Here is a 26,747-nt window from a genome sequence, read left to right as displayed (position 1 = left end):
ACGCCGCCCGGATACCGTGCGCCCGTGGCGGCGGCCGGGGACGAGACGCCGGCCGGCGCTCCGCTCACCGACAGCCGTCCTCCCCGCCGTCGGCCGGTCCCGGCGTTCGCCGCCGGGGCCGCGGTCGGCCTCCTCGGCGGACTCGTCGGTCTGGGCGGTGCGGAGTTCCGGCTGCCGCTGCTGATCGGCCTGTTCGGGTTCCTCGCCCTGCAGGCGGTCGTCGTCAACAAGGCGATGAGCCTGGTCGTCGTCCTGGTCGCCGTCCCGTCGCGGCTCTCCGCGGTCCCGCTCGACGCCGTCGCCGCGCACTGGCCGGTCGCCGTCAGCCTGCTGGCCGGCAGCCTGCCCGGCGCCTGGGTCGGCGCGTCCTGGGCCACCCGGGTGCGCGCCGCGACCCTCCACCGGGTCCTCGGGGCCCTGCTGCTCGGCATCGCGGCGGTGTTCGCCGCCCACCACCTCGACGTCGTCCCCCACCCGGAGCTGCCCACCGCCGTGCAGGCCGTCGCGGGCGTGGTCGCCGGGTTCGGCATCGGGGTGGTGGCCGCCGTCATGGGCGTCGCCGGCGGCGAACTGCTCATCCCGACGATCACGGTGCTGTCCGCCGTCGACGTGAAGCTGGCGGGCAGCCTGTCGCTGCTGGTCAGCCTCCCGACGATGCTCGTCGCGTTCTCCCGCTACAGCCGCGACCAGGCGTTCGGCGTGCTGCGGGCCGACGGCCGCTTCGTCCTGGCGATGGCCGCCGGGTCCGTGGCCGGTTCGGTGGCCGGCGGCCTGCTGCTCGGCGCCGTGCCGGCGGTGGTCCTGGTGCCGGTGGTGGTCGCGCTGTTGCTCCTCTCGGCCGTGAAGGTCTGGCGGCACGGCTGACGGGCCGACGCGCCCGGCGGTGCCCGTCCCGCGGCGGCCCGGCGGGTAGATTCCCGGGCGCCGGCCCGTCCCCCTCCCGCGCGGACGGGCCGCACCGTGCCGCGCCGCGGGGCGCACCCCGGCGCAGCCCGCTGACCCGTGCCGAGGGAGGCCGCCAGCCGGCCGGCGCGACGTCCGACGGCGATCGACCGAGAGCGGAGCGGCTGGCCATGACAGCGACCGGGGACCTGCTGGGCCACCGGTACCGGCTCGGCACCATGATCGCCGGCGGCGGCATGGGCGAGGTGTGGCGCGCGCAGGACACGCTCCTGGAGCGCACCGTCGCGGTGAAGCTGCTGCGCCGGGAGTTCACCGGCGACCCGGCCTTCCTCCAGCGGTTCCGCGCCGAGGCCCGGCACGCCGCCCTGCTCAACGACCCGCACATCGCCGCGGTGCACGACTACGGGGAGGCCGAGGGGCCCACCGGGACCCTCCCCTACCTCGTCATGGAGCTCGTCCACGGCACCCCGCTGTCGGACCTGCTCGTGCAGCGGGGGCGGCTCGACGTCGCGCTCACGCTGCGGATCGTGCGCCAGACGGCGGCGGCGCTGGCGGCCGCGCACGCGGCCGGCGTCGTGCACCGCGACGTCAAGCCGGCCAACGTGCTGGTCACCGCCGACGGCGACGTGAAGATCACCGACTTCGGGATCGCCTGGTCGGCGTCGAGCCTGCACCTCACCCGGACCGGGCAGGTCCTCGGCACGGCGCACTACCTCTCCCCGGAGCAGGCCGACGGCGTCCCCGCCAGCCCGGCCAGCGACGTCTACGCGCTGGGCGTGGTGGCCTACCAGTGCCTGGCCGGCCGCGTGCCGTTCGACGGCGAGGGGCCGGTGCAGATCGCGCTGGCGAAGATCCGGCAGCCGGCCCCGCCCCTGCCACCGGACGTGCCCGGGGACGTGCGCGACCTCGTCGCGCGGGCCATGGCCCGGGACCCCGCCGCCCGGTTCCCCGACGGGGCGGCCCTGCGTGACGCCGTCGACGCGCTGACACCGGTCGCGGCGACCCCGCCGGAGGTCGAGGGGGACCGGCACGCCACGGCGGTGCTGCCGTTCCCGCTCGCGGCGACCGGATCCGCCACCGCTGCGCCCCCCGGCCCCTCCGCCGGCGACACCGCGGTGCACGAGGGCACCGCGCCGGAGGACCCGCCGCGCCGCCGCCGGGTGTGGCCGGCCGTCGCCGGCGCCGCCGTCGCGGCGGCCCTGGTCGCGCTCGGTGTCTCCGGCCTGCTCGGGAGCGCGGGCGAGGACGCGTCCTCCCCGCCGGCCGACGCCACGGCGGCGACCACGACCAGCAGCGCCCCCGCTCCGCCGAGCACGGTCCGGCTCGACCCCGCCGCGCTGGTCGGCCGGCCGGTGGCCGACGTGGAGGCCGAGCTCGCCGCCCTGGGCCTGCAGGTGCAGCGGCGTCCGCTCACCACCTCCGACGTCGCCGACGGGCTGGTCATCGCCGTCGACCCCGCCGGGGAACTGCTGCCCGGGCAGTCGGTGACGCTGACCCACGCCGTCGCCCCGCCCCCGGCCCCCGCCCCCACCGCCGCGCCCACCCCGGCCCCGGCGCCGGCGCCGCAGGAGACCGGGGACGACGGCGACGAGGACCCCGGCGACGGGAACGGCAACGGCCGGGGCCACGGGAACGGCAAGGACAAGGACAAGGACTGAGGGCCGGGGAAAGCCCGGGCATGGATCGGGCTCACCCGGTGTTGACCGGGAGTTGCCCCGCGGCCGACCGCGGCGGCCGCCGACCTCCGCACGACCGACCCGAGGACCCCTCCTGCCCGAGACCGCTCCCCCGCCGTCCACCGTCCGCCGCCGCGCGCGTCGCCCCGTCGCCGAGCGTCCCGCCGCGGACCAGGCCGTCGACCGCGCCGACCGCGCCGCCGCCCGGGACGCCGACCGCGAGGCCGCCCGCGCCGAGCGGCGCGCCCAGCAGCTGTGGGTGGAGGGCGCCGCGCCGGAACTGCCCGTCCGCACCACCCCGCCGCAGCGGGTCGTGTTCCACCTCGGCCCCACCAACTCCGGGAAGACGTACGAGTCGCTGCAGGCGCTGGCCGCCACCGGCTCGGGCGTCTACGCCGCGCCGCTGCGCCAGCTCGCCCACGAGGCCTACGCCAAGCTCGCCGCGGTGCTGCCCGAGGGCACCGTCGGCCTGTCCACCGGCGAGGAGGAGATCGACCCCGCCGCGCCGATCGTCTGCTGCACGGTGGAGAAGGCGCCCATGGGCGGCGAGCTGCTCGTCCTCGACGAGTCGCACTGGGTCGCCGACCCCGACCGCGGGCACCACTGGGCGCGGCTGCTGCTGACCGGCGAGTACCGCGAGATGCACCTGATCGCGGCGGCCGAGGCCCACCCGCTGCTGGCACCGCTGGTCGACGACGCCGGCGACGTCGAGGTCGTCCACCACCAGCGGCTGTCCCGGCTCGACGTGCTGCGGGCGCCGATCCGCACCACCGGCGTCCGCCCGCAGACCCTCGTCGTGGCGTTCTCCCGCAAGACCGTCTACGCCGTCGCCGCCGAGCTCGACCGGCACCGGCCGGGGCGGGTCGGCGTCCTCTACGGCGCGCTGCCCCCGGCCACCCGGCGGGAGGTCATCGACCGGTTCGTCACCGGCGAGCTCGACGTCCTGGTCACCACCGACGTCATCGGGCACGGCATCAACGTCCCGGCCACCACCGTGCTGTTCGCCGAGACGACGAAGTTCGACGGCGTCGAACTGCGGCCGCTGCGCACCTGGGAGACCGCGCAGATCGCCGGGCGGGCCGGCCGCTACGGCCTGACCGGGCACGGCACCGTCGGCGTCCTGACCGGCGTGCCGAAGCTGCGACCCTCGGCGGCGCTGGTGGCCGTCGGCGCGGAGGTCGCCCGCGGCGACCGGGCCAGCGACCTGCCCGAGCGCCGGCCGCGGCTGCGCCCCGAGCTCGAGGACCTCGGTGCGATCGAGGCCGTCGACCTGCCCGAGGCGCTGGTGCGCTGGCAGGCCTGGGCCCGCGCCGCCACCCGCGACCAGGCCATGACCCCCGACGACGTCGGCCCGCTCGTCCTGCGGGTGCAGGCGCTGCTGCCGCTGCTGCGCGGCCCGCTCGGCGCCGCCGGTGACCTGCACACCGTCTGGCGGCTGGTGAACCTGCCCATCGACTACAGCCCACCGCGGCGCACCCGCTGGCTGGTGCTGGCCCGCGCCGCGCTGCGGCACGCGGTCGGCCTGCCGGTCCGCCCCGAGCTGGTGCTGCCCGACGTCCCGGTCGACGGCGGGGTCGAGGACTTCGAGCAGGCCGCCGCGGCCGCCCGGGACGCCCAGACGCTGCTGCGGCAGTTCCCCGGCGTGGCCGGCCTGGACAGCGACGACGCCGCGTGGGTCGAGGAGGAGTGCGCCGAGGCGATCAGCGAGCTGCTGCCCGACGCCATCGCGGTCAGCCGGTCCAGCGCCTGCGTCGAGTGCGGCACCGCCATCGCGCCGTGGTTCTCCACCTGTAGGCCGTGCAGCGCACCCCGCGGACGGGCCCGCGACGGCCACCCCCGCGCCGGCGGCCGGGACACCCGGCACGACGGACGGCGAGGCCCTCGCCCGGGCTCCCGGCAGGGCCGCCGTCCCACCCGCAGCGGCCGGGGCTGACCCGGTCCCCCTCCCGAGGCCTGAGCGCGCCCGGCGCGCTCAGGCCTCCGGGGGTTCGCCCGGGGACAGCAGGCGGTCGTAGACCAGGGCCGCGAGGACGCCGCCGACGACGGGCGCCAGCAGGTAGATCCACAGCGACGACAGCTGCCCGGCCAGCACGTTCGGCCCGAAGGCGCGCGCGGGGTTCACCGCCCCGCCGGTGAGCGGCCCGGCGGCGAAGACCGCGGCGGCCAGCGCGAAGCCCACGGCCACCGGCGCGATCGAGGACTCGGCGCGGTCGTCGGTGGCGACCGAGACGACGACCAGCACCAGCACGAAGGTCACCAGCGCCTCGGCCAGGAACGCCTGCCCCGACGAGACCCCCTCCTGTGGCGTCGTGGCGCCGAGCACCGCCTCGCTGCGGGCGGCTGCGCCGTAGACCGCCCACGTGGCCGCCGCACCGGCGAGGCCACCGGCGAGCTGCGCGGCGACGTAGGCGCCGGCCGCCCGCCACGGGAAGCGTCCCGTCACCGCCAGGCCGAGGGTCACGGCGGGGTTGAGGTGGCACCCCGAGACGTGCCCGAGGGCCGCGGCGAGCGCGGTGAGGGTCAGGCCGAAGGCGAGCACCACGCCCAGCAGCTCGTAGAGGCTGCTGCCGGTGGCGGGCCCGGCCACCACCACGCTGGTGCCGACGAACACCAGGATCGCCGTCCCGACGAACTCGGTGAGAGCCGTGCGCCCCACCCTCGGCCCGATCCTGCTGCCGTAGAGACCGGTGGCCACGGCACCTCGGTCGGTCCTGCTCGATGCCATCGCGCGATCCCCGTCCCCCGCGGCACGCCCTGCGCCGCCTCCCGGCGCGCGGTAGCCGGACGATCACGCGGGCAAACGGACGACCGCGTCTCGCAGGTCAGCGCGCGGGGTCACCGGCGTCGACCGGCTCGCCGGGCCGCTCCCGCTGCACCGGCGTCCCGACGACGCCGTGCAGGTGGCAGGCGGCCGCGTGCCCGGGCGCGGACCCGACCGGCTGCAGCGCGGGGTCGATGTCGGGGCAGGGCTCGAAGACGTCGGGGCAGCGGGTGCGGAAGCGGCAGCCGCTGGGCACCCGCGACGGCGAGGGGACGTCGCCGCGCAGCACGATCCGCCGCCGCGAGCGCTCGAGCTGCGGGTGCGGCAGCGGCACTGCCGACAGGAGCGCCCGGGTGTAGGGCATCTGCGGTTCGGCGGCGACGGCGGCCGCGGGCCCGACCTCGACCACCCGGCCCAGGTACATGACCGCGATCCGGTCGGACACGTGTCGCACCGCCGACAGGTCGTGGGAGATGAACAGCAGCGTGAGCCCCAGCTGCCGCTGCAGCCGGCGCAGCAGGTTGAGCACCTGGGCCTGCACGCTGACGTCGAGGGACGCGATCGCCTCGTCGCACACCAGGAAGTCCGGTTCCCCCGCGAGCGCCCGGGCGATGCCGACCCGCTGCCGCTGACCGCCGGAGAACTCGTGCGGGTACCGGGCGGCGACGCCCGGGTCGAGGCCGACGAGCTCAAGCAGCTCGCGCACCCGCGCGGCGCGCGCCTGCCGCCCGGGGTGCAGGCCGTGGACCTCCAGCGGCTCGCCCACCGTCTGCGCCACGGTGCGCCGCGGGTCGAGGGAGGCGAAGGGGTCCTGGAACACCATGCCGGCGCGGCGGCGCAGGTCGCGCAGCTGCGCCCGCGACATCGCGGTGACCTCGGCGCCGTCGAAGGTGACCGTGCCGCCGGTGGGCCGGACCAGCCGCAGCAACGCGTTGCCGAGCGTGGACTTGCCGCAGCCGGACTCCCCCACCAGCCCCAGCGTCTCGCCGCGGTACACGTCGAGGTCGACGCCGTCGACGGCGCGCAGCAGGCCGGTGCTGCGGCGCAGCAGCCCTCCGGAGCGGATCGGGAAGTGCACCTCCAGCCCGCGCGCGGAGACCAGCACCTGCCGCTCGGCCGACGTCACGACGCGCTCCCCTCCGCGCACCAGGTGGCCGCCCGGTGCGGCAGCCCGCGGCCGCCGGGACCGACGAGGGCCAGCGGCGGCTGCTCGGTCTCGCAGCGGGCGTCGCCCCGCACCGGGCACCGCGGCCAGAACACGCACCCGGCCGGCAGGTCCGTGGGCGGCGGCGGGGTGCCGGCGATCGTGGCCAGGTCGCCGCCGTCGTCGGCGGCGAGGTCGGGCAGCGCGCCGAGCAGGCCGCGGGTGTAGGGGTGCGCCGGCCGCTCGAGGACGTCGTCGACCGTGCCGTCCTCGACGCAGCGCCCGCCGTACATGACCAGCACCCGGTCGGCGGTGCCGGCGACGACGCCGAGGTCGTGGGTGATCCAGACGACGCCGGTGCCGTGCTCGGTCTGCAGCCGCTCGACCAGGTCGAGGATCTGCGCCTGCACGGTGACGTCGAGGGCGGTGGTGGCCTCGTCTGCGATGAGCAGCGACGGGGAGTTGGCCAGCGCGATCGCGATGACCACCCGCTGCCGCATGCCGCCGGAGAGCTCGTGGGGGAACCGGTCCACCGCCCGGCCGGGGTCGGGCAGGCCCACCTCGCCGAGCAGCTCCACCGCCCGCGCCCGCGCCGCGGCCCGGGACACCCGGCCGTGCGCCCGCAGCCCCTCGCCGAGCTGGCGGCCCACGGTCAGCACCGGGTTGAGCGAGGTCATCGGGTCCTGGAAGACCATGCCGACGCCGGGGCCGCGGACCTGCCGCAGCCGCTCGGGGGACATGGTCAGCAGGTCCTCGCCGTGCAGCAGCGCGCGACCGCTCACCGTCGCCGTCCGCGGGGGCAGCAGGCCCAGCAGCGCCAGCACCGAGACGCTCTTGCCGCTGCCGGACTCCCCCACGACGGCGACGGTCTCGCCGGGGCCGACCGAGTACCCCAGCCCGTTGACCACGTGCGCCGTCCCCCGCGGGGTGCGCAGCCGCACCCGCAGGTCCTCGACCTCCAGGACCGGGTCGACGGTGGGTTCGGGCAGGGCGCTCACCGGCCGCCCCCGGCCATCAGCGTGCGCTGGCGGGGGTCGAGGACGTCGCGCAGGCCGTCGCCGAGCAGGTTGAAGCACAGCACCGTGACCACGATCGCCAGGCCGGGGAAGACGGTGTACCACCAGGCCTGCTCGATGAAGCCGCGGCCGTCGGCGAGCATCAGCCCCCACGACGGCTCGGGCCGGCGCGGGCCCAGGCCGAGGAAGGACAGCGCCGCCTCGGCCAGCACGGCGAAGGCCAGGCTGATCGAGGTCTGCACGATGATCGGCGGGGCGGCGTTGGGCAGCACGTGCCGGGTGACCAGCCGCCAGTCCGAGGCACCCACCGACCGCGAGGCCCGCACGTAGACCTCCTCGCGCACGCCGAGCACGCTGGCGCGGGTGACGCGGGCGAAGATCGGCACGTAGACGATGCCGATGGCCAGGATCGCGTTGGCCGGCCCGGCACCGCGGATGGCCACGATGGCGATGGCCAGCAGCACCGCGGGGAAGGCGAACAGCACGTCCATCAGCCGCATGAGCGTGTCGTCGACCCACCGGCCGTAGAAGCCGGCCAGCAGGCCGATGAGGGTGCCCACGACGAGGGCGAAGGCGACGGAGAGGAAGCCCACCCGCAGCGACGTCGCCGCGCCCAGGATCACCCGGCTGAACACGTCGCGGCCGAACTCGTCGGTGCCGAACGGGTGCGCCCAGCTCGGCGGCTGCAGCTGCCGGCTCGGGTCCTGGTCGTTGGGCCCGTCGGGCGCCAGCGTCTCGTCGAAGACCGCGACCAGCACGATCAGCAGCAGCACGACGGCGGAGACGGCGGCGGTCGGGTTGCGTGCGAGCAGGCCGAGGGTCTCCCGCCAGCGCGGCCGCGGCGGTGCCGCCGCGGGGATCGGCTCGGACGGCGGGGGCTGGGCGGGGGTGGCGCCCGGCGTGGGGAGCTGGGTCATGAGCGGGAGATCCTCGGGTCGATCCGGCCGTAGAGCAGGTCCACCAGCAGGTTGATCACCAGGAACACCAGGGCGAACAGCAGCACCGCGCCCTGCAGGACCGGGAAGTCGCGGTCGCGCACGGCCTGGTAGGCCAGCTGCCCGAGCCCCGGCCAGGAGAAGACGATCTCCACCACGACGACGCCGGACAGCAGGTAGGCCAGCTGCACGCCGGTGACGGTGACCAGCGGCAGCAGCGCGTTGCGCAGCACGTGCCAGGTGAGCACCTGGCGGGTGGGCACGCCCTTGGCCTGGGCGGTGCGGACGTGGTCGGCGCCCAGCGCCTCGAGCGTGCTCGACCGGACGAACCGGGTGAGCACCGAGCCGGAGACCACCCCGGTGGCGATCGCGGGGAGGACCAGGCGCTGCAGCCAGCCCAGCGGGTCCTCGGTGAGCGGGACGTAGCCGCCCGAGGGCAGCCAGCCCAGCGTCCCGGCGAAGACCAGGATGAGCACGATCGACAGCCAGAAGTCCGGCACCGAGATGCCGATCTGGCTGACGACGGTGGCCAGCCGGTCGACGAGCGAGCGCGGGTGCAGCGCCGACAGCATCCCCAGCGGCAGCGCGATGACCAGCGCCACCAGCAGCGCGGCGAAGGCCAGCGTCAGCGTCGCGGGCAGCCGCTCGGCGATCAGCGCCGTCACCGTCTCCCCGCTGCGGAAGCTCACCCCCAGGTCGCCGGTCACCGCCCGGCCGGCCCAGGTGAGGTACTGCTCGACCAGGGGGAGGTCCAGGCCGCTGCGCTCCCGCAGGGCGTCGTAGGTCTCCTGGGAGTACCGGGTGCCCAGCGCCAGCCGGATGGGGTCGCCGCGCACCATGTGGATGAGGGAGAAGACCAGGACGCTGACGCCGGCCAGGACCACCAGGGCCTGGCCGGCGCGCCGGAGCAGGTACCCGGTCAGGGCAGCTCCACCGTCTCGAAGTTGATCGCCGCGTCGGCCCGCACCTGGTAGCCGGTCAGCCCGGCCGCCCAGGCCTGCACCTCGTCGGGGTTGTAGAGGTACAGGTAGCTGACGTCGTCGACGATGATCCGCGCGGCCTGGTCGTAGAGGTCCTTGCGGATGGCCTGGTCGGGCTCGGTGGCCGCCTGGGTCAGCAGGGTGTCGACCTGCGGGTTGTTGTAGCCCTGGTAGTTGCTGCCGCCGGTGGACAGGTGCTGGTTCTCGTAGAAGTCCGCCGGGTCGATGTTGCCGATCCAGCTGAGCAGGAAGGCGTCGAAGTCCCCCTGCGACTGGCGGTCGAGCCAGGTGGCCAGGTCCTCCTCCTGGATCTCCACCTCGACGCCGATGGGCTGCAGCTGGCTGGCGATCACCTGCGCGGCGGCCACCGTCTCGGGGATCTCGTCGGTGACCATCAGGCCCATCGTCAGCGGCGTCTGCACGCCGGCCTGCGCGAGCAGCTGCCGGGCGGCCTCCTGGTCCGGGGTGAACGGCGCGTAGTCCAGGTACCAGGGGCTGCCCTGGGGGATGGCGGTCTCGTTGGGCTGCGCGGCGCCGAAGCGGGCGGCCTGGGTGACCTCCTCGCGGTCGACGGCAGTGGCGATCGCCCGGCGCACGTCCCGGTTGTCGAACGGCGGGACCCGGTAGTTCATCGACAGGTAGTAGTACTCGACGCTGGTCACCGAGCCGATCTCGACGGCGTCGTCGTCCTGCAGGGACTCGATGTTCTGCGGCGGGACGTTGTCGGTCCACTGCACCTCGCCGTTGCTGAGCGCGGTGAGCGCCGCGCTCGGCTCGGTGATGTAGCGGAACTCGACGCCGTCGACGGTGGGCGCGCCGCCCCAGTGGTCGGCGAAGGCGGTGAGCACGGTGGCGTTGGCGTCGGAGCTCTCGAGCTCGAAGGGCCCGGTGCCGTTGGCCTCGGTCTGCAGGTCGAGGTCCTCGGCGGCGTTCTCCGGGAGGATCGCCATGCCCTTGAACGAGCCGATGAGCTCGAGCAGGTTGGGCGTGGGCCGGGTCAGCGTGAGGACGACGGTCCGCGGGTCGGGCGCGGTGACGTCGGCGACGGTGGCGAAGCGGTAGGCGTTGGCCAGCTCCTCGTCGATGATCCGCCGGTAGCTGTAGACGACGTCGGCGGAGTCGAACTCGCTGCCGTCGTGGAACGTGACGCCGTCGCGGAGGGTGAACGTCCAGCTGAGCCCGTCGGGGCTGGTGGTCCACGACTCGGCCAGGCTCGGCTGCATGGTGAGGTCCTCGGCGTCCGGCACGACGAGGGTGTCGTAGACGTTCTCCAGCACCTGGAAGCTCGCGTAGGCGTTGGTGGCGTGCGGGTCGAACTGGTCGGGCTGGGCACTGACCGCGGCGACCAGCACGTTCTCCCCGCCGCCGCCCCCGCCGGTGTCGACGCTCTCCCCTCCTCCGCAGGCGGAGAGGACCAGGGCCGCGGCCGCGGCGAGGGGCAGGAACCGGTTCGTACGCACGCGGACCTCCGGGGGTCGGGGCGGTGTCGTCCGCCTCCGACCCTGGCCCTGTCGCTCCGGCCGTGCCAAACGAGAACCCGATCGTTACGTTCCGTCGACCTCCCGGGCGGGGAGTCCCCGTGCCGTGCGCACGCTGCTCGCCGGAGGCCGGCTGCTCGACGCCGGCGGGGCCACCGAGGACGGGTGGGTGCTGCTCGACGGCGACACGATCACGGCCACCGGCACGGGGCCGCCCCCGCCGGCCGAGCAGACCGTCGACCTGTCCGGCGCGGAGCTGACCCCGGGGTTCGTCGACCTGCACGCGCATGGGGGCGGCGGGTCCTCCTTCGACGACGGCCCCGACGCGATCCGGCGGGGCCTGGCCGCGCACCGGGCCGCGGGCACCACCCGGTCGGTGGTCAGCCTCGTCGCCGCGCCGGTCGGGGAGCTGGCGGCGTCGCTGGCCGGCATCGCCGACCTCGCCGAGGAGGACCCGACCGTCCTCGGCGCCCACCTGGAGGGGCCCTTCCTGGCACCGGCCCGCTGCGGCGCCCACGACCCCCGCCACCTGCGGGTCCCCACCGCCGGCGACGTCGCCCGGCTGCTGGCCGCCGCCCGGGGCACGCTGCGGCAGGTCACCATCGCGCCGGAGCTGCCCGGGGCGCTGGAGGCGGTGCGCGCGTTCACGGCCGCGGGCGTCGTCGTCGCCGTGGGGCACACCGAGGCCGACGCCGCGCTGACGGCGGCCGCGTTCGACGCCGGTGCCCGGCTGCTCACCCACGCGCTCAACGCCATGCCCGGCCTGCACCACCGCGAGCCCGGCCCGGTCGGCGCGGCGCTGGCCGACCCCCGGGTCACCCTCGAGCTGGTGCTCGACGGGGTGCACGTGCACCCCGTCGTCGCGCGGTTGCTGGTGGCCGGCGCGCCGGGGCGGGTCGCGCTGGTCACCGACGCGACGGCCGCCGCCGGGGGCGCCGACGGCGGGTACCGCCTCGGCGGGCGAGCGGTCACCGTGCGCGCCGGCCGGGCGGTGCTCACCGGGACCGGCACGCTCGCCGGGTCCACGCTCACCCAGGACGCCGCGCTGCGCGCCGCCCTCGCCGCCGGCGTCGACCCGGTCACCGCGGTCACCGCGCTCACCGCGACGCCCGCCCGTGTGCTGGGCCTGGGTCACCGGCTCGGCCGGCTGGCCCCCGGGTGCGCGGCCGACGTCGTCGCGCTGGGACCGGACCGGTCCGTCACCGCCGTCTGGGCGTCCGGCCGGCGGCTCCGCTGAGCGGGACCGGCGGGCTCACTCGGCCGGGGGCAGCCCGCCGTTGACCGTCACCGCGTCGACGGCGCCGTGCCCGACCTCCCAGCGGTCGAGCAGCTGCTGGTAGACGCCGTCGTCGACGAGCCGCTGCAGCGCCCGGGTCAGCGTGTCGCGCAGCTCGGGCCGGTCGGTGGCGACGGCGATGCCGTAGAGCCCCGGCTCGTACTGCGTGTCGGAGACCAGCTGGAAGCTGCTCTGCGTCCGCGGGTCGGTGGTCACGAACACCGCCGGCGGGTAGTCGGCGACGACGGCGTCGGCGCGGCCGGTGCGCAGCTCGAGCAGGGCGTCGTCGTTGGTGGGCAGCTCGTGGACGTCGATGCGCCCGGCGCACGAGGACTGCGCGCGCTCGAGCAGCCCGACCTGCACCGTCCCGGCCTCGACGGCGACGCTGCGCCCGCACAGCCCGGCCAGGTCGTGGATGCCGTGCGGGTTGCCCCGCGTGACGACGATCGAGGACCCGGCGCGGAAGTAGTTGACGAAGTCGGCCTGCTGCTCGCGCTCGGCGGTGTCGGTGACCGCGCTCATGACCAGGTCGAACCGGTCCTCGGCGAGGTCGTCGAGCAGGGTGTCGAACGAGGAGGCCTCGAACCGCACCTCCACGCCGAGCAGGTCGCCGAGCGCGGCGCCGAGGTCGGGCTCGAAGCCGACGATCGTGCGCCCGTCGGGGCCGAACGACGACGCCGGCGGGTAGGACGGGTCGTTGGCCACGGTGAGGACGCCGCTGTCGCGGACCTCCTCGGGCAGCGCGGCGTGCAGCCGCTGGTCCACGCTCACCGCCGGTGCGGCGTCGGGGTCGGGTGCGGCCGGGTCCGCCGCGGCGCCGCAGCCGGCGGCGAGCAGGACGGCGGCGAGGACGGCGGTGCCGGTGAGGGCACGGTGGGTGCGGGTCACGCGAGGACCTCCACGGAGGGCGCGGACACCGCTGCGGCCGCGCGGGAGAGCTCCGGCCACGGGCGCGGCCGGGAGAACAACCAGCCCTGGGCGCGGTCGCAGCCGACCGCCCGCAGCCAGGCCGCGACGGCGGGCGTCTCCACGCCCTCCGCGCAGACCGACAGGCCCAGGCCGTGCGCGAGCTCGACGAGGGACCGCACGACGGCGGCGTCCTCGGCCGAGACGTCCACGCCGGTGACGAAGACGCGGTCGACCTTCACCTCGGTCAGCGCCAGCGAGCGCAGGTGCGACAGGCTGGCGAAGCCGACGCCGAAGTCGTCGAGCGCGGCGCCGAAGCCGTGCGCGGCCAGCTCGGCCAGGCACGCCGAGGCGGTGGCGAGGTCGGCCGGCAGCGCGGTCTCGGTCACCTCGAGGTGCAGCCGCGCCGGCGGCACCCCTGCCTCGGCGGCGAGCCGGGCGACGGTGGCGGCGAACCCGGGCGTCTCGAGGTTGCGCACCGAGACGTTGACCGACACCGTCCACTCCTCGCCCACGGCGCTCCAGGCGGCGCAGTCGGCCAGCGCCTGCCGCAGCACCCACTCGGTGAGCGCGCCCATGACGCCGGACTGCTCCAGGGCCGGCAGGAAGTCACCGGGACCGAGCAGCCCGCGGACCGGGTGCTGCCAGCGCAGCAGCGCCTCGACGCCGACGGTGCGCCCGGAGGTCAGGTCCACCTGCGGCTGGTAGTGCAGCCGCAGGTCGCCGTCGGCCAGGGCGCGGCGGACGTCGTGCTGCAGGGCCGGCGAGTGCGGCGAGGGGGCGGTGGCACGGGGGTCGAAGACGACGACCCCGGTCGCGCCGCGCTTGCCCTGGTACATGGCGGCGTCGGCGCAGGTCAGCAGCGTCTCGACGTCGGTGGCGTCGGCCGGGTGCATGGCGATGCCGCAGCTGGCCTCGACGGTGAGCGGCACGTCCTCGACGACGGTCTCGACCGACAGCGCGTCGCTCACCCGCTGCACCAGCTCGCGGGCGTCGGCGGCGCAGTCCATGCCGGGCAGCAACAGGCCGAACTCGTCGCCGCCGAGGCGGGCCACGGTGTCCCCCGAGCGCACGGTGGCGGTCAGCCGGCGGCCGACCTCGACCAGCAGCTGGTCCCCGGCGTGGTGGCCGAGGGTGTCGTTGACCTCCTTGAACCGGTCGAGGTCGACGAGGACGACGGCGCCGGGCGTGCCGCGGCCGATCTCGGCGGCGACCCGGCGGGCGAACAGCTCGCGGTTGGCCAGCCCGGTCAGTGGGTCGTGCAGGGCGTCGTGCTCGGCCTGCGCGGCCTGGCGGCGCAGCCGGCGCGTGGTCGACCAGGAGATCCCGGCGAGCACGACGTAGAGCGCGGCGAGGCCGGCGCCCAGGCGCCAGTAGGTGCGGGTGGTGGCCGCCTCGACCTGCGCGGCGACGGTGTCGTAGGGCAGCAGCAGCTCCAGGACGCCGACCGAGCGGCCGGAGGAGTCGGCCACGATCGGCTGCAGCACGCGGATCATCCGCCCGACGGCCATGCCCTCGCCGTCGAGCAGGGCGACGTCGGTGCCGCCGGTCGCGGCCGTGGCGAAGGCGGTGCTGCCGGCCGGGACGACGCCCTCGCCGGCGGGGTAGTCGGGCAGCGCGGTCTCCGGGCCCGTGGCGCCGTCGTCGGCGAAGACCACCGCGCCGGAGAAGTCGCGCAGCCGCAGCCGCAGGATCGAGCCGCGGAAGACGGCCAGGTCGGTGGCCGTCTGCAGCCGCAGCAGCTCCGCGCCGCTCACGCCGGCGGCGAGGTCCCGCCCGCGCAGGGCCGGGGCGATGGCCATCTCCTCGACGACGGCGGCCTGGGCGTGGCCGTACTCGAGCGCGCGGTCGACGGCGTCCTGCCGGATGCCCGCCGCGAGCCCGGCACCCAGCAGGACGACGGGCACCAGGCTGGCCGCGGCGTAGGCGGCGAACAGCCGGGTGCCGACCGCCTGGGCGACTCGGGACCGGATCACGGAGACCTGATCGGCCGGAACCCGCCGCGGGTCCACCCCCGCTCACCCGTCGGGGTGGGGAGCGTCCGGACCGGGCCTCGCCCGGGCGGGAGGATGGTCGGTCGTGAGCACCCTCGCCGCGGCCACCGAGACCCTGCACGTGCCGGCCGCCGTCGACCTCGCGGCGATCGTGGTCGGCGCGCTGACCGGCGGGCTGCTCGCCGCGCGCGAGGGGTTCGCCGTCTCCGGCGTGCTGCTGCTGGCCGTCAGCGGCGGCCTGGGCGGCGGCCTCATCCGCGACGTGCTGCTCGCCCAGGGCCCGCCGGTGGCGCTGACGAACCGCAGTTACCTGCCCGCCGTGGCGATCACCGCGATGGTCACCTTCTACTTCTCCGGCTGGCTGTCCCGGCTCACCGCGCTGCTGGTGGTGCTCGACGCGCTCACCCTCGGCCTGTTCACCGTGATCGGCGCCCAGAAGGCCCAGCTCGCCGGGCTGCCCAGCGCCTCGGTGGTCTTCATCGGGACGCTGACCGCCGTCGGCGGGGCGGTGATCCGCGACGTGCTGCTCGCCCAGCGCGCCGACATCGTGCAGCCCGGCCCCTACAACGCCGTCGCCGCGCTCCTCGGCGCCGCGGCGCTGACCGTGCTCGCCGGCCCGCTCGGGCTGGACCCGATCCCCGTCGCGCTGGTGGTCATCGCCCTGGTCTCCGGGCTGCGGGTGCTGTCGGTGTGGCGCGGGTGGGAGGCGCCGGTCGCCGTCGACCTGCCCGGCCGCGCCCGCACCCGGCTCGCCCGCAGCGGCCGCACCCGCCGCCGGCGCGGGCGGGGCTGACGGGCGGGGTCGCCCCCTCCCGGGGCAGGATCGGGCGGTGACCGGACCCTCGCGCGAGCACGACGTCGTCCTCTTCGGTGCCACCGGGTACGTCGGCCGGCTGGTCGCCGGCTACCTGGCCGAGAACGCGCCGCCCGACCTGCGGGTGGCGCTGGCCGGCCGGTCCCGCGAGCGGCTGGCCGCGGTCGCCGCCGAACTGCCCGCCGCCGGCCGCGACTGGCCGCTGCTGGAGGCCGACAGCGCCGACCCCGCCTCGATGACCCGGCTGGCCGAGAGCACCCGGGTGCTGGTCACCACGGTCGGCCCCTACCAGCGCCACGGGCTGCCGGTGGTCGAGGCCTGCGCCCGGGCCGGCACGCACTACGCCGACCTGACCGGCGAGGTGGCGTTCGTCCGCCGCGCGATCGACCGCTGCGACGCCGTCGCCCGGGAGACCGGCGCCCGCCTGGTGCACGCGGCCGGCTACGACTCCATCCCCTCCGACCTGGCGGTGTTCCTCCTGGCCGAGCGGGCCCGCGAGGACGGCGCCGGCGGGCTCACCGACGTCCGTCTCGTGGCCAGCCTGCGCGGCGGGTTCAGCGGCGGCACCGTCGACTCGGTGCGCGGGATGATCGAGGACGCCGCCCGCGACAAGGCGGTGCGCCGGCTGCTCGCCGACCCCTACTCGCTGTCCCCCGACCGCGCCGCCGAGCCCGCCACCCGCCAGCCCCCGGACGCGGCCCCGCCCGCGCTCGCCGCCGACGGCCGCTGGACCGCGCCGTTCGTCATGGCGTCGTTCAACACCCGGATCGTGCGGCGCAGCAACGCGCTGCAGGAGTGGGCATACGGGCGCGGCCTGCGCTACGGGGAGTCGATGAGCGCCGGCCGCGGCCTCACCGGGGCGGTCACCGCCGCGGGGATCACCACCGGCCTGGCCGCCGCCGTGGGGGCGCTCGCCTTCCCGCCCACGCGCCTGCTGGTCGACCGGCTGCTGCCCGCCCCGGGCACCGGCCCGTCGGAGTCGGTGCGGGAGAAGGGCTGGTTCCGCATGGTCGTCGACGCCGACACCGAGGGCGGCCGGCACTACCGCGCCACCGTGTCGGGGAAGGGCGACCCGGGCTACGCGGCGACGTCGGTCATGCTCGGGCAGGTCGCACTCGGCCTGGCCCTCGACGGCGACCGGCTGCCCGACCGGGCCGGGTCGCTCACTCCCTCGACCGCGCTCGGCGGCGTGCTGGTCGAGCGGCTGCGCGCGGCCGGGCACACCTACGAGGTCACCGCTCTCTGACGCGAACCGAACCCGTGCACTTCCGCGGAAGTGCACGGGTAGGACCGTGCACTTCCGCGGAAGTGCACGGGAGGTGTCAGAGCACGCGGACGGCGAGCAGCGCGACGTCGTCCTCGGCGTCGGGGAGGAACAGCCGCTCCAGCACCCGGTCGCACAACCGCTCAAGCGGCAGGTCGGCGGCGTCGCGCAGGACGGCGAGGAGCTGCTCGGTGCCGGCCTGCAGGTCGCGGTCGCGCCGCTCGATCAGCCCGTCGGTGTGCAGCAGCACCGTGCTGCCCACCGGCAGGACGGCGCTGTGGTCGGTGCGCGGGCGGCCCGGGTCCACGCCCAGCAGCAGGTCGGCCGGCCCGGGGGCGAGGACCCGTACGCTCCCGTCGGGGTCGACGACGACCGGCGGCGGGTGGCCGGCGCTCGACCAGTGCAGCACGGCATCGTCGGGGCCGGTGCGGTCCAGCCGCGCCACCAGCGCGGTGGCCATCGCGCCCAGCGCCAGGCGGTCGGCGGCCCGGTCGAGCTGGCCGAGGACCTCGGCCGGATCGGCGCCGCTGGCGTGGCTGATGCCGCGCAGCAGCCCCCGGAACTGGCCCATCAGCGCGGCGGCGTTGCGGTCGTGGCCGACGACGTCGCCGATGACGAGGACGGTGCCGCCGAGCACCCCGGGGAAGGCGTCGTACCAGTCGCCGCCCACCTCGGCGCCCTCCGACGCCGGGACGTAGCGCACGACGATGTCGAGGCCCTCGGGCCGCGGCGGCGCGGTGAGCATGCTGCGCTGCAGGGCGTGCGCCAGCCCGCGCTGCTGCTCGTACAGCCGCGCGGTCTGCAGCGCCAGGCCGGCGCGCCGGCCCACCTCGGCGGCGGTCTCGACCTCCCCCGGCGTGTGCGGCCCCCGCTCGGCGCCGTTGGCGGTGCCCAGCGCGCCGATGACCTCCCCGCGGGCCACCAGCGGCACGATCAGCGCCGAGTGCGGCGCCAGCCGCAGCAGCGCCTGCTGCGCCGCGGGGTCGTGCAGCGCCTGCCGGATCCGCTCGACGTCGACCTCCGGCACCACCAGCGGGCGGCCGGTGCGGGTCACGACCCGGGCGGCGTGCTCGTCGGTCATCCCGTGGACCATCGCCCCGACGTACTCCGCCACGGCCCCCCGCTGGGCGGGATCGCGGTGGGACCAGGCCATCTCGTGCAGCCGGCCCTGCTCGTCGGTGACGACGATCCAGCACCAGTCGGCCAGCGCCGGCACCACCAGGTCGGCCAGCCGGCCCAGCTGCTCGGTGATGTCCAGGCTCCCCGACAGCACCCGGCCGGCGTCGGCCAGCAGCTGCAGCCGCTGGTTCGCCTCGGCCATCGCGGCGACGGCGGCCGCCCGCTCGGCGTCGGCCCGCAGCCGGGACACGCTCAGGGCGATCTGCGCGGTCAGCGCGTCGAGCAGCTCGACGTCGACGTCCTCGAAGGCGTGCTCGGTGTCCCAGACGACGACGAAGCTGCCCAGCAGCCGGCCCTCCACCCGCAGCGGCAGGGCGGCGAGGGCGCGCAGGCCGAGAGCCGGACCGACCTCGGCCATGCGCGGGAACCGGGCGACGGCGTCGTCGAGGTCGGTGAGCAGCACCCGCTCGCCGTGGCGGGCGGCGTACTGGGTGGGCAGCTCGTCGTCGAGCTCGATCTCCAGCCCCTCCGGCGGGGCCTCCACCTCGGCCTCCGCCGCGGCGGCCGCGACCGTGTCGGCGAGCTGCCGGGCGAGGTAGAGCCGCAGCACCTCGTCGGTGTCGAAGGCGGCCAGCGCGCTCGACGAGGCCCCGAGCAGCCGGGCGCCGCGCAGCGTGATGTCGGCCAGCTGCGACAGCGCGGTGGCGTTGGCCAGCTCGGCGGCGACCTCGGCGACGGCGGCGGCGCGCTGGACGGCGGCCATCCGGCGGGCGGCCTGCTCGCGGGCGTCGGTGACGTCGACGACGGTGCCGAGGACCCGCACCGCGTCGCCGCGGGAGTCGCGCACGACGCGGCCGCGGGAGACCGTCCAGCGCACCGTGCCGTCGGTGTGCAGCGCCCGCGCCTCGACGACGTACTCCCCGGTGCCCCGCAGCGCGTCGGTCATGGCGTCGCGGACGGCGGCGTGGTCGTCGGGGTGGATGCGGTCGGCGAGCATCCCGTCGACGTCGGTGATCGTCAGCGGGCCGTCGAGCCCGTGGACCGCCGCGCAGCGCTCGTCCCAGTGCAGGACCCGCGTGCGCAGGTCGTGGTCCCAGATGCCGATCGCGCCGGCCTCGAGGGCGACCTCGAGGCGGACCCGGGAGGCCCCGATCGCCGACCGGGCGGCGGCGAGCTCGAGCTCGGCGACCACCGAGTCGGCCAGGTGCTCGAGCAGGGCGACGTCGTCGTCCTGCCAGGTGCGCGCCTGCCCGTCGTAGACGGCGAGGACGCCGATGACGTGGCCGGAGGCGGAGATCAGCGGGATGCCCAGGTAGGCGGTGACCTCACCGGCGGTGACGGCGGGGAGGTCGGACAGCCGCGGGTCGACGCGGGCGTCGGGGACCACCAGGGCCCGGCCCTCCCGCACGACGCACGCGGAGAACGCCCCGGTGAGCTGGGCCCGGCCACCGACGACCCCGGGCGGCAGGCCGTGTCCCCCGACGACGGTGTCCTGGTCGGTGAACACGGTGACCTTGGCGTGCCCGGCGCCGAGCAGGCGGGCGGCCAGCCCGGAGAGCCGGTCGTAGGCGGCGGGGCCGGGCACCTCGAACAGCAGCCGGCGCGCGGCGGCGACGCGCTGGGCGTCGTGCAGCACGTCGGCGGCAGGCGACGGCGCGGGGACGGACACGGCCCTCCTCGGCCCGGCGCGGCCCGGGCGGCCGCAGCCGACCATGCTGCCACGCGTGTAGCGGAACGGGACCGGCCGTCCACCCTCCCTCCCCGGACGGGTCGTCACCCGGCCGGGTGAGCCCGGCGCAGCCGCAGGTCGAGCGGCCGCCGGTCCGGGCCGATGGACGGCGCATGACGGGGATGCTGGCGCGGGCACTGCCGGACTGCCGGCCCCTGCTCGCCGACCCGGACGACCTGACCCTGGTCTTCCAGCCGGTCGTCGACCTCGCGCGGGCCCGCGTCGCCGGCTACGAGGCCCTGGCCCGGTTCCCCGGGACCGCCGGCCCCGACGTGTGGTTCGCCGCGGCGGCCGACGCCGGCGTCGCCGCCGAGCTCGAGGCGCTGGCGCTGCACAAGGCCCTCGCCGCGGTGCCCGGCCTGCCCGCCGACACCTTCCTCTCGGTCAACGTCAGCCCCCACCTGCTCGGCACCCGCCCGGTGCGGGCGGCGCTGGCCACCCGGCCGGACCTGCGCCGCGTCGTCGTCCAGCTGACCGATTCCGCACCGGTGGCCGACCTCGCCGCGCTGCGGGTGGAGGTCGCCGCGCTGCGGGCCCGGGGCGCCCTGGTGGCCCTCGACGACACCGGCTCGGGCTGGTCGGGACTGCGGCAGCTGGCGGCGCTGCGGCCCCAGCTGGTCAAGCTCGACCGGTCGCTGGTGGCCGGTGCCGACGCCGACCCGGTGCGGGTGGCGCTGGCCGGGGTGGTCGCCGAGTTCGCCGGCCGCATCGACGCCTGGCTGGTCGCCGAGGGGATCGAGACCCGTGGCGAGCTGGCCGCCTTCTCCCGGCTGGGCGTGCCGCTGGCGCAGGGCTGGCTGCTCGGCCGGCCCTCGCCCGGGTTCGCGCCGCTGACCCCGGAGGTCGTCGCGCTGGTCCGCGGCCAGGCCGCCCGCGCCCGGGCGGAGTCGACCGTGGCGAGCCTGCTGCGGCCGGTCCGCCAGTGCGAGGTCACCGAGGCCTCCCCCGGCGTCCCGCCGGTGGTGCTCGTCGGGCCGCAGGGCGAGCCGCTCGCGCTGCGGCTGACCGACCCGCGCACCGGGCTGGCGCACACCGCGCCGGTCTCGCTGTGCGCCCGGCCGACCGACGACGTCCCCGCCACGCTGCACCGGGCGCTGACCCGCCCGCCGGCCCACCGCTTCGACCCGGTGGTCTGCACCGACGCGACCGGCGCGGTGCTGGGCCTGCTGCGGGTGGAGGACCTCGCCTCCGCAGCGGCAGCCCGCTGACGGAGGACCCTCCTGCCCCCCGTCACTCGCACGCTCGCGGCGGGCCCCTGCAGGAGGGCCGCCCGCGTCAGTCGCTGGCGGCGGTGAGGGCGGCGCGCTCGTCGTCGGCGAGGACCAGGTCCAGCACCGGCAGCAGGTCGGCGACCTGGTCGACGTCGCGGGCGCTGGCGATCGGCGCGGTGACCATGGGCCGGTCGGCCAGCCAGCGCAGTGCCACCGCGGCCTGGCTGACCCCGTGCGCGGCCGCCACCTCCGCCAGCGCGGCGAGCACCCGGTCACCCCGCTCCCCCGCGTAGGCCTGCGCGCGCGAGGCCCGCGGCGAGTCGACCCGCTCGCCGGCCCGGTACTTGCCGGTCAGGAACCCCTTGGCCAGGCCGAAGTAGGGCAGGCAGCCCAGCCCGTGCGCGGCGACGACGTCGCGCAGGCCGTCCTCGTAGGCGGCGCGCTCCACCAGGTTGTAGTGCGGCTGCAGCGCGACGTACCGCGCGATCCCCAGCCGCTCGGAGGTCTCCAGCGCCTCGGTCAGCCGGGCCGGGGAGTAGTTCGACGCCGCGACGTGCAGCACCTTGCCCTCGCGCACCAGCTCGTCGAAGGCGGTGAGCGTCTCCTCCAGCGGCGTCGTCTCGTCGTCGTAGTGCGCGTAGTAGAGGTCGATCCGGTCGGTCCGCAGGTTGCGCAGCGACCGCTCGGCGGCGGCCTTCACCTCCGCGGCGGCCAGCGGGTGGGCCTTCTGCTGCGGGGAGGCCTTGGTCGCCACCACCACGCGGTCGCGCAGGCCGCGCTCGGCCATCCACCCGCCGAGGATCTGCTCGGAGCGGCCGTCGCCGTACATCTCGGCGGTGTCGACGAACGGGCGCTGCGTGCTGGGGACGGCGTCGACGAAGCGGTCCAGCACGGCCTGCGACGTCGGCTCGTCGGCGGTCCACCCGAAGACGTTGCCGCCCAGGCACAGGTCGCTGACGATCAGGTCGGTCCCGGGCAGCTGCGGCATGCGCCCACGCTATGTCGGACCCCGGGCGCCCGCCCCCGCTGGGACGGGTGGTACCGGCGGTCCTGCTGGGTGCGTTCGTGCCCCTGGACTGGCCAGATCCCCCGTCGTCGTGACACGGTGCCCCGGGCCGGACCCCCGCGTGGGGACCGGTCCGTCCCGGGCGACCGCCCGGGAGCGACCGGCCGCGCCGCCGCGGCCGGCACCGTCACCGGCGGCCCACCGAGCACCGGGCGGGCCGCGACCCCCACGAGAGGATCCCCGTGAACAAGGCCGAACTCGTCACCGCCATCGCCAAGCGCGCCGACGTGCCCAGCGCCACCGTGGACGCCGTCCTGTCGGGTCTGCAGGAGGAGCTCGTCGACGCGATCACCCGCGGCGAGAAGGTCGCCGTCTCCGGTCTGCTGACCGTCGAGCGGACCCAGCGGTCGGCCCGGACCGGCCGCAACCCGCAGACCGGCGAGTCGATCGACATCCCCGCCGCCAACACCGTCAAGGTCACCGCCGGCTCGAACCTGAAGAAGGCCGCCAGCAACGTCCCGGTGTGATCCGCGGCGTCCCCTGCGACGTCCCGGTGTGATCCGCGGCGTCGCCTGCGACGTCCCGGTGTGATCCGCCGGTCCCCGCCGGGGCGGCGCCTGCCTCCCTGTGACCCGCTGCACACCCATGGGTCAGGATGCGCAGGCAGGCGCCGCCCGAGGGGGACGGCTCCGGGACGGAGGCACGCGTGACGAGCGGACTGACCCACGACACCGACCCCGCCGAGGTCGGCCTCGACGGCACCCGGCTGGAGCGCCTCGACCGGCGGCTGGCCCGCTGGGTCGACGACGGGCAGCTGCCCGGCTTCCTGGTCACGGTGTCCCGGCACGGCCGGCTGGCGCACGTGGGCCGCTACGGCTCGCGGGACGTCGAGAACGGCCGGCCGGTCGAGGAGGACACCCGCTGGCGCATCTTCTCGATGACCAAGCCGGTCACCTCGGTCGCGGCGATGATGCTGTACGAGGAGGGCGCCTTCGAGCTCGGCGACCCGATCGCCCGGTGGCTGCCGGAGTTCGCCGAGACGCGGGTCTACGTGGCCGGGTCGGCGCAGAAGCCGGTCACCCAGCCGCAGATCGAGCCGATCCGCATCCGGCACCTGCTCACCCACACCTCGGGGCTGACCTACGGCTTCCACCACGCCCACCCGGTCGACGCCATGTACCGCGCGATGGGCCACGAGTGGGCCACCCCGCCCGGCGCCGACTCCGCCGAGGTCTGCCGGCAGTGGGCATCGGTCCCGCTGGTCTTCCAGCCCGGGTCGGAGTGGAACTACGGGGTCTCCACCGACGTGCTGGGCCGGCTGGTGGAGGTGGTCTCCGGCCAGACGCTCGACGTGTTCTTCCAGGAGCGGGTGTTCGGCCCGCTCGGGATGACCGACACCTCCTTCGGCCTGCGGGAGGGCGACGACGCCGACTCCCTCGCCCGGCTCTACGCGGCCGTCCCCGGGCAGCCCGGCGGAGCGCCCACCGGGTTCGCGCCGATCGACGCCATGGGCCAGGCGGCGCACTCCCAGCCCACGTTCCTCTCCGGCGGCGGCGGGCTGGTCTCGACGGCGGCGGACTACCTGCGCTTCTGCGAGATGCTGCGCCGCGGCGGCTCCTACGACGGCGGGCGGCTGCTGGGCCCGCGCACGCTGGCGCACATGGTGCGCAACCACCTGCCCGGCGACGCCGACCTGGAGACCTTCGGCCGGCCGCTGTTCGCCGAGACGCCGCTGCGGGGGGTCGGCTTCGGCCTGGGCTTCTCGATGGTGATCGACCCGGCGCGCTACGGCGGGGTCGCGAGCACCGGCGACTACAGCTGGGGCGGTGCGGCGTCGACGGCGTTCTACGTCGACCCGGTCGAGGACGTCGTCGTCACGTTCTTCACCCAGCTGCTGCCCTCGAGCACGCTGCCGATCCGCGCCTACCTGCGCGCCCTGGTCAACCAGGCGATCGTCGTCTGACCGTGCACTTCCGCGGATGTGCCCGGGGGACATCCGCGGCAGTGTACGGCCTCAGACGTAGCGGCGGAAGAGGATCGAGGCCACCATCGCCGGCTTCGGCGCCCCCTCGATCTCCATGGTGATGCCGAGGTTCATCTGGACGCCGCCGTCGAACTGCTTGGCGTCGTCGAGGGTCGCCGAGGCGCGGATGCGGGCACCGACCGGCACCGGCGAGATGAACCGGATCCGGTCGGCGCCGTAGTTGACGCCCATCCCGAAGCCCTTGGCGTCGATGATCTGCGCGGTCAGGGCCGACACCAGCGACAGCGTCAGGTAGCCGTGCGCGATCGGGCCGCCGAAGGGGCTCTCCCGCTTCGCCCGCTCGACGTCGACGTGGATCCACTGGTGGTCGTGGGTGGCCTCGGCGAACTGGTCGACCTGCTCCTGGGTGATCTCCAGCCAGTCGCTGTGCCCGAGGTGCTGGCCGACCTTCGCCAGCACGCCGTCGATGCCCTCCACGGTGGTCTGCGCCATCGCCTGTCCTCCTGTGTCCTCGATCGGTGTCGCTCGCGGTCTGGTTGGCTGACTCCACCACACCGGCGACGGGGACGGAGGCGACGGGTGCTGCGACTGGGCCGGCTGGACGTGCCCGACGGCGCTCTGGTGGTGATGGCCATCGTGAACCGCACGCCCGACTCGTTCTACGACCGCGGCGCCACCTACGAGCTCGCCGCCGCCGTCGAGCGGGTGGACCGGGTGGTCGCCGAGGGTGCGGACGTGGTCGACGTCGGCGGGGTGAAGGCCGCGCCCGGCGAGGAGGTCGACGCCGCCGAGGAGATCCGCCGCACCGTCGACCTGGTCGCCGCGATCCGGGCCGCGCACCCCGACCTGCCGATCTCCATCGACACCTGGCGGGCGGAGGTGGCGCGGGAGGTGCTCGCCGCCGGGGCCGACGTCGTCAACGACGCGTGGGGCGGCGTCGACCCGGAGCTCGCGGTGGTGGCGGCCGGGGCGGGCGCCGGGATCGTGTGCACGCACGCCGGCGGGCTGCCGCCGCGCACCCGGCCGCACCGGGTGCAGTACGACGACGTCGTGGCCGACGTCGTCGCGCGGACGACGGCGCTCGCCGACGCCGCGGTGGCCGCGGGCGTCGACCCCGAGCGGGTGCTGGTCGACCCGGGCCACGACTTCGGCAAGAACACCCGCCACTCGCTGGAGGCCACCCGCCGGCTCGGCGAGCTGGTGGCCACCGGATGGCCGGTGCTGGTGGCGCTGTCGAACAAGGACTTCGTCGGCGAGACCCTCGACGTCCCGCTGGAGCAGCGGCTCACCGGCACGCTCGCGGCGACGGCGGTCAGCGCGTGGCTGGGCGCCCGGGTGTTCCGCGCCCACGACGTCGCCGCGACCCGGCAGACGGTGGACATGGTCGCTGCCATCCGCGGCGACCGCCCGCCGGCGCGCACCACCCGCGGGCTGGCATGACCGGCGTGGTCCCCCTGGAGCCCGGCCCCGGCACGCTGCACGGCTGGTTCGACCGCGACCTGCCGCCGGCGCTCACCGTCGACCCGGGGACGACGGTCCGCTTCGCGACCCTCGACTCCGGCTGGTTCGTCGAGCCCGACACCGGCGGCGACGTCGCCGACCGCCGGCGGGACCCGCGGTACACCCCGGGCGACGGTCACGCCCTGACCGGCCCGGTCGAGGTGCGCGGCGCCCGCGCGGGCCAGGTGCTCGAGGTCGGCATCGGCGCCGTCGTCCCGGCGGCGTGGGGCACCGGCTTCGCGGGCCTGGCCGACACCGCGTGGAACGCCCGGCTCGGCCGCCTCGAGCCGACCGTGCACCGCTGGCGCATCGACGCCGCCGCCGGCACCGCGCGCAACCAGCACGGCCACGCCGTCGCCGTCTCGCCCTTCCTCGGCGTCATCGGCATGCCGCCGGCCGAGCCGGGACGACACTCGACGATCCCGCCCCGCCGGCACGGCGGGAACCTCGACTGCCGCGAGCTGGTGGCCGGCAGCACGCTGTACCTGCCGATCCCGGTGGACGGCGCGCTGCTCAGCGTCGGCGACGCGCACGCGGCCCAGGGCGACGGCGAGGTGAGCGGCGCGGCGATCGAGTGCGGGGCCGAGCGCGCCGACCTCACCCTCGACGTCCGCGACGACCTGTTCGGCCGGCCGCTGGCGACCCCGGTGGCCCGCACCCCGGCCGGCTGGGTGTGCCTGGGCATCGGCGACGACCTCGACGAGGCCGCGGCGGAGGCGGTGGACGCGGTGCTCGACCTGATCGGCGCGCTGCACGGGGCCTCCCGGTCCGACGCCCTGGCGCTGGCCGGCGTGGTGGTCGACCTGCGGGTGACCCAGGTGGCCAACCAGGTCTTCGGCGTCCACGCGGTCCTGCCGTCCGGCGCCGTCCGCTGAACGCCGGCGGGGGTGCTCGAGCGTCCCGGCGGGTCCGCGCACGATCAGGTCAGCTCACCGCGACGGGGGGCGGGGCGGCGCCGGGGGGGGGGGGCGGGCCCGGGCCCCCCCCCCCCGGGCCCCCCCCCCCCCGGGCCCGCCCACCTACTCAAAAACACAACCCATTAGGACCACAG

At 76.5% G+C, this 26,747-nt stretch carries 22 protein-coding genes; 11 read left to right on the top strand and 11 right to left on the bottom strand.

Annotated features, from left to right (window positions below):
- Positions 1-24: 24 nt before the first annotated feature.
- From ACI780_RS15205 to ACI780_RS15195, 3 genes are all read left to right on the top strand, one after another.
- Positions 25-864 carry a TSUP family transporter gene (locus tag ACI780_RS15205; RefSeq protein ID WP_456869154.1) on the top strand — a complete coding sequence of 280 codons (840 nt, stop codon included), beginning with the start codon at positions 25-27 and terminating at the stop codon, positions 862-864.
- A gap of 209 nt (positions 865-1,073) precedes the next feature.
- Positions 1,074-2,561 carry a protein kinase domain-containing protein gene (locus tag ACI780_RS15200; protein ID WP_457003895.1) on the top strand — a complete coding sequence of 496 codons (1,488 nt, stop codon included), beginning with the start codon at positions 1,074-1,076 and terminating at the stop codon, positions 2,559-2,561.
- A gap of 52 nt (positions 2,562-2,613) precedes the next feature.
- Positions 2,614-4,512 (top strand): helicase-related protein, encoded by a 1,899-nt coding sequence (locus ACI780_RS15195; RefSeq protein ID WP_457003893.1) that lies wholly within the window; start codon positions 2,614-2,616, stop codon positions 4,510-4,512.
- A gap of 39 nt (positions 4,513-4,551) precedes the next feature.
- On the opposite strand, the gene ACI780_RS15190 is transcribed toward ACI780_RS15195, so the two are convergent.
- The 6 genes from ACI780_RS15190 to ACI780_RS15165 all read right to left on the bottom strand — a co-directional run bounded on the left by ACI780_RS15190 (position 4,552) and on the right by ACI780_RS15165 (position 10,875).
- Positions 4,552-5,235 (bottom strand): MIP/aquaporin family protein, encoded by a 684-nt coding sequence (locus ACI780_RS15190; RefSeq protein WP_456873012.1) that lies wholly within the window; start codon positions 5,233-5,235, stop codon positions 4,552-4,554.
- 166 nt (positions 5,236-5,401) lie between these two features.
- Complete coding sequence (locus ACI780_RS15185; RefSeq protein WP_456873011.1) at positions 5,402-6,466, bottom strand: ABC transporter ATP-binding protein; 1,065 nt, start codon at positions 6,464-6,466, stop codon at positions 5,402-5,404.
- Complete coding sequence (locus tag ACI780_RS15180) at positions 6,463-7,482, bottom strand: ABC transporter ATP-binding protein (protein ID WP_456873010.1); 1,020 nt, start codon at positions 7,480-7,482, stop codon at positions 6,463-6,465. Before ACI780_RS15180 ends, ACI780_RS15185 begins: the two co-directional genes overlap by 4 nt.
- Complete coding sequence (locus ACI780_RS15175) at positions 7,479-8,417, bottom strand: ABC transporter permease (protein WP_456873009.1); 939 nt, start codon at positions 8,415-8,417, stop codon at positions 7,479-7,481. Before ACI780_RS15175 ends, ACI780_RS15180 begins: the two co-directional genes overlap by 4 nt.
- A complete protein-coding gene (locus ACI780_RS15170; RefSeq protein WP_456873015.1) occupies positions 8,414-9,346 on the bottom strand; it encodes an ABC transporter permease in 933 nt (310 codons plus the stop codon). The genes ACI780_RS15175 and ACI780_RS15170 overlap by 4 nt, the downstream gene beginning before the upstream one ends.
- Before the next feature lie 8 nt (positions 9,347-9,354).
- Positions 9,355-10,875, bottom strand: a complete 1,521-nt coding sequence (locus tag ACI780_RS15165) for an ABC transporter substrate-binding protein (RefSeq protein WP_456873008.1) — start codon at positions 10,873-10,875, stop codon at positions 9,355-9,357.
- Between the two features lie 124 nt (positions 10,876-10,999).
- On the opposite strand from ACI780_RS15165, the gene nagA reads away from it, so the two are divergent.
- Positions 11,000-12,130, top strand: coding sequence for an N-acetylglucosamine-6-phosphate deacetylase (nagA, locus tag ACI780_RS15160; protein ID WP_457003889.1), 1,131 nt, complete (start codon positions 11,000-11,002; stop codon positions 12,128-12,130).
- Positions 12,131-12,145: 15 nt separating this feature from the next.
- Here the strand turns inward: nagA and ACI780_RS15155 are convergent, their stop codons facing one another.
- Together ACI780_RS15155 and ACI780_RS15150 are read right to left on the bottom strand one after the other, a co-directional pair.
- Complete coding sequence (locus ACI780_RS15155) at positions 12,146-13,057, bottom strand: ABC transporter substrate-binding protein (protein WP_456873005.1); 912 nt, start codon at positions 13,055-13,057, stop codon at positions 12,146-12,148.
- Positions 13,054-15,051, bottom strand: a complete 1,998-nt coding sequence (locus ACI780_RS15150) for a putative bifunctional diguanylate cyclase/phosphodiesterase (RefSeq protein WP_457003886.1) — start codon at positions 15,049-15,051, stop codon at positions 13,054-13,056. Before ACI780_RS15150 ends, ACI780_RS15155 begins: the two co-directional genes overlap by 4 nt.
- Before the next feature lie 103 nt (positions 15,052-15,154).
- Between ACI780_RS15150 and ACI780_RS15145 the strand changes: the two genes are divergently transcribed.
- Complete coding sequence (locus tag ACI780_RS15145; protein ID WP_457003884.1) at positions 15,155-15,862, top strand: trimeric intracellular cation channel family protein; 708 nt, start codon at positions 15,155-15,157, stop codon at positions 15,860-15,862.
- A gap of 37 nt (positions 15,863-15,899) precedes the next feature.
- Positions 15,900-17,129: a saccharopine dehydrogenase family protein gene (locus ACI780_RS15140; RefSeq protein WP_457003882.1), complete on the top strand. Its 1,230-nt coding sequence runs from the start codon at positions 15,900-15,902 to the stop codon at positions 17,127-17,129.
- A 76-nt stretch (positions 17,130-17,205) separates the two neighbouring features.
- Here the strand turns inward: ACI780_RS15140 and ACI780_RS15135 are convergent, their stop codons facing one another.
- Positions 17,206-19,935 (bottom strand): SpoIIE family protein phosphatase, encoded by a 2,730-nt coding sequence (locus tag ACI780_RS15135; RefSeq protein ID WP_457003880.1) that lies wholly within the window; start codon positions 19,933-19,935, stop codon positions 17,206-17,208.
- Between the two features lie 173 nt (positions 19,936-20,108).
- Between ACI780_RS15135 and ACI780_RS15130 the strand changes: the two genes are divergently transcribed.
- Complete coding sequence (locus tag ACI780_RS15130; RefSeq protein ID WP_457003878.1) at positions 20,109-21,203, top strand: EAL domain-containing protein; 1,095 nt, start codon at positions 20,109-20,111, stop codon at positions 21,201-21,203.
- Positions 21,204-21,270: 67 nt separating this feature from the next.
- Here ACI780_RS15130 and ACI780_RS15125 read toward each other — a convergent pair whose 3' ends face one another.
- Complete coding sequence (locus tag ACI780_RS15125) at positions 21,271-22,194, bottom strand: aldo/keto reductase (RefSeq protein ID WP_457003876.1); 924 nt, start codon at positions 22,192-22,194, stop codon at positions 21,271-21,273.
- A gap of 260 nt (positions 22,195-22,454) precedes the next feature.
- On the opposite strand from ACI780_RS15125, the gene ACI780_RS15120 reads away from it, so the two are divergent.
- Positions 22,455-22,739: an HU family DNA-binding protein gene (locus ACI780_RS15120; protein WP_217897485.1), complete on the top strand. Its 285-nt coding sequence runs from the start codon at positions 22,455-22,457 to the stop codon at positions 22,737-22,739.
- A gap of 179 nt (positions 22,740-22,918) precedes the next feature.
- On the top strand, positions 22,919-24,175 hold the full coding sequence (locus ACI780_RS15115) for a serine hydrolase domain-containing protein (RefSeq protein ID WP_457003874.1): 1,257 nt from the start codon (positions 22,919-22,921) through the stop codon (positions 24,173-24,175).
- Between the two features lie 51 nt (positions 24,176-24,226).
- Here the strand turns inward: ACI780_RS15115 and ACI780_RS15110 are convergent, their stop codons facing one another.
- Entirely contained in the window at positions 24,227-24,688 is a 462-nt protein-coding gene (locus tag ACI780_RS15110) for a MaoC family dehydratase (protein ID WP_456873144.1), read from the bottom strand.
- Positions 24,689-24,775: 87 nt separating this feature from the next.
- On the opposite strand from ACI780_RS15110, the gene folP reads away from it, so the two are divergent.
- Entirely contained in the window at positions 24,776-25,636 is an 861-nt protein-coding gene (gene folP / locus ACI780_RS15105; protein ID WP_456873143.1) for a dihydropteroate synthase, read from the top strand.
- Positions 25,633-26,571, top strand: coding sequence for an acetamidase/formamidase family protein (locus tag ACI780_RS15100; protein WP_457003872.1), 939 nt, complete (start codon positions 25,633-25,635; stop codon positions 26,569-26,571). Before folP ends, ACI780_RS15100 begins: the two co-directional genes overlap by 4 nt.
- Positions 26,572-26,747 lie beyond the last annotated feature (176 nt).

It is taken from the genome of Geodermatophilus sp. SYSU D00814, from assembly GCF_054050055.1.
The sequence above is the reverse complement of the archived record's forward strand: the minus strand, read 5'-3'. Positions and strand labels throughout refer to the sequence as shown.

Excerpts from the sequence above, each read along its gene's own strand:
- ACI780_RS15200 (WP_457003895.1), top strand. The coding sequence starts at position 1,074 with ATGACAGCGACCGGGGACCTGCTGGGCCACCGGTACCGGCTCGGCACC.
- ACI780_RS15175 (WP_456873009.1), bottom strand. The coding sequence starts at position 8,417 with ATGACCCAGCTCCCCACGCCGGGCGCCACCCCCGCCCAGCCCCCGCCG.
- ACI780_RS15130 (WP_457003878.1), top strand. The coding sequence starts at position 20,109 with ATGACGGGGATGCTGGCGCGGGCACTGCCGGACTGCCGGCCCCTGCTC.
- ACI780_RS15125 (WP_457003876.1), bottom strand. The coding sequence starts at position 22,194 with ATGCCGCAGCTGCCCGGGACCGACCTGATCGTCAGCGACCTGTGCCTG.
- ACI780_RS15110 (WP_456873144.1), bottom strand. The coding sequence starts at position 24,688 with ATGGCGCAGACCACCGTGGAGGGCATCGACGGCGTGCTGGCGAAGGTC.
- ACI780_RS15100 (WP_457003872.1), top strand. The coding sequence starts at position 25,633 with ATGACCGGCGTGGTCCCCCTGGAGCCCGGCCCCGGCACGCTGCACGGC.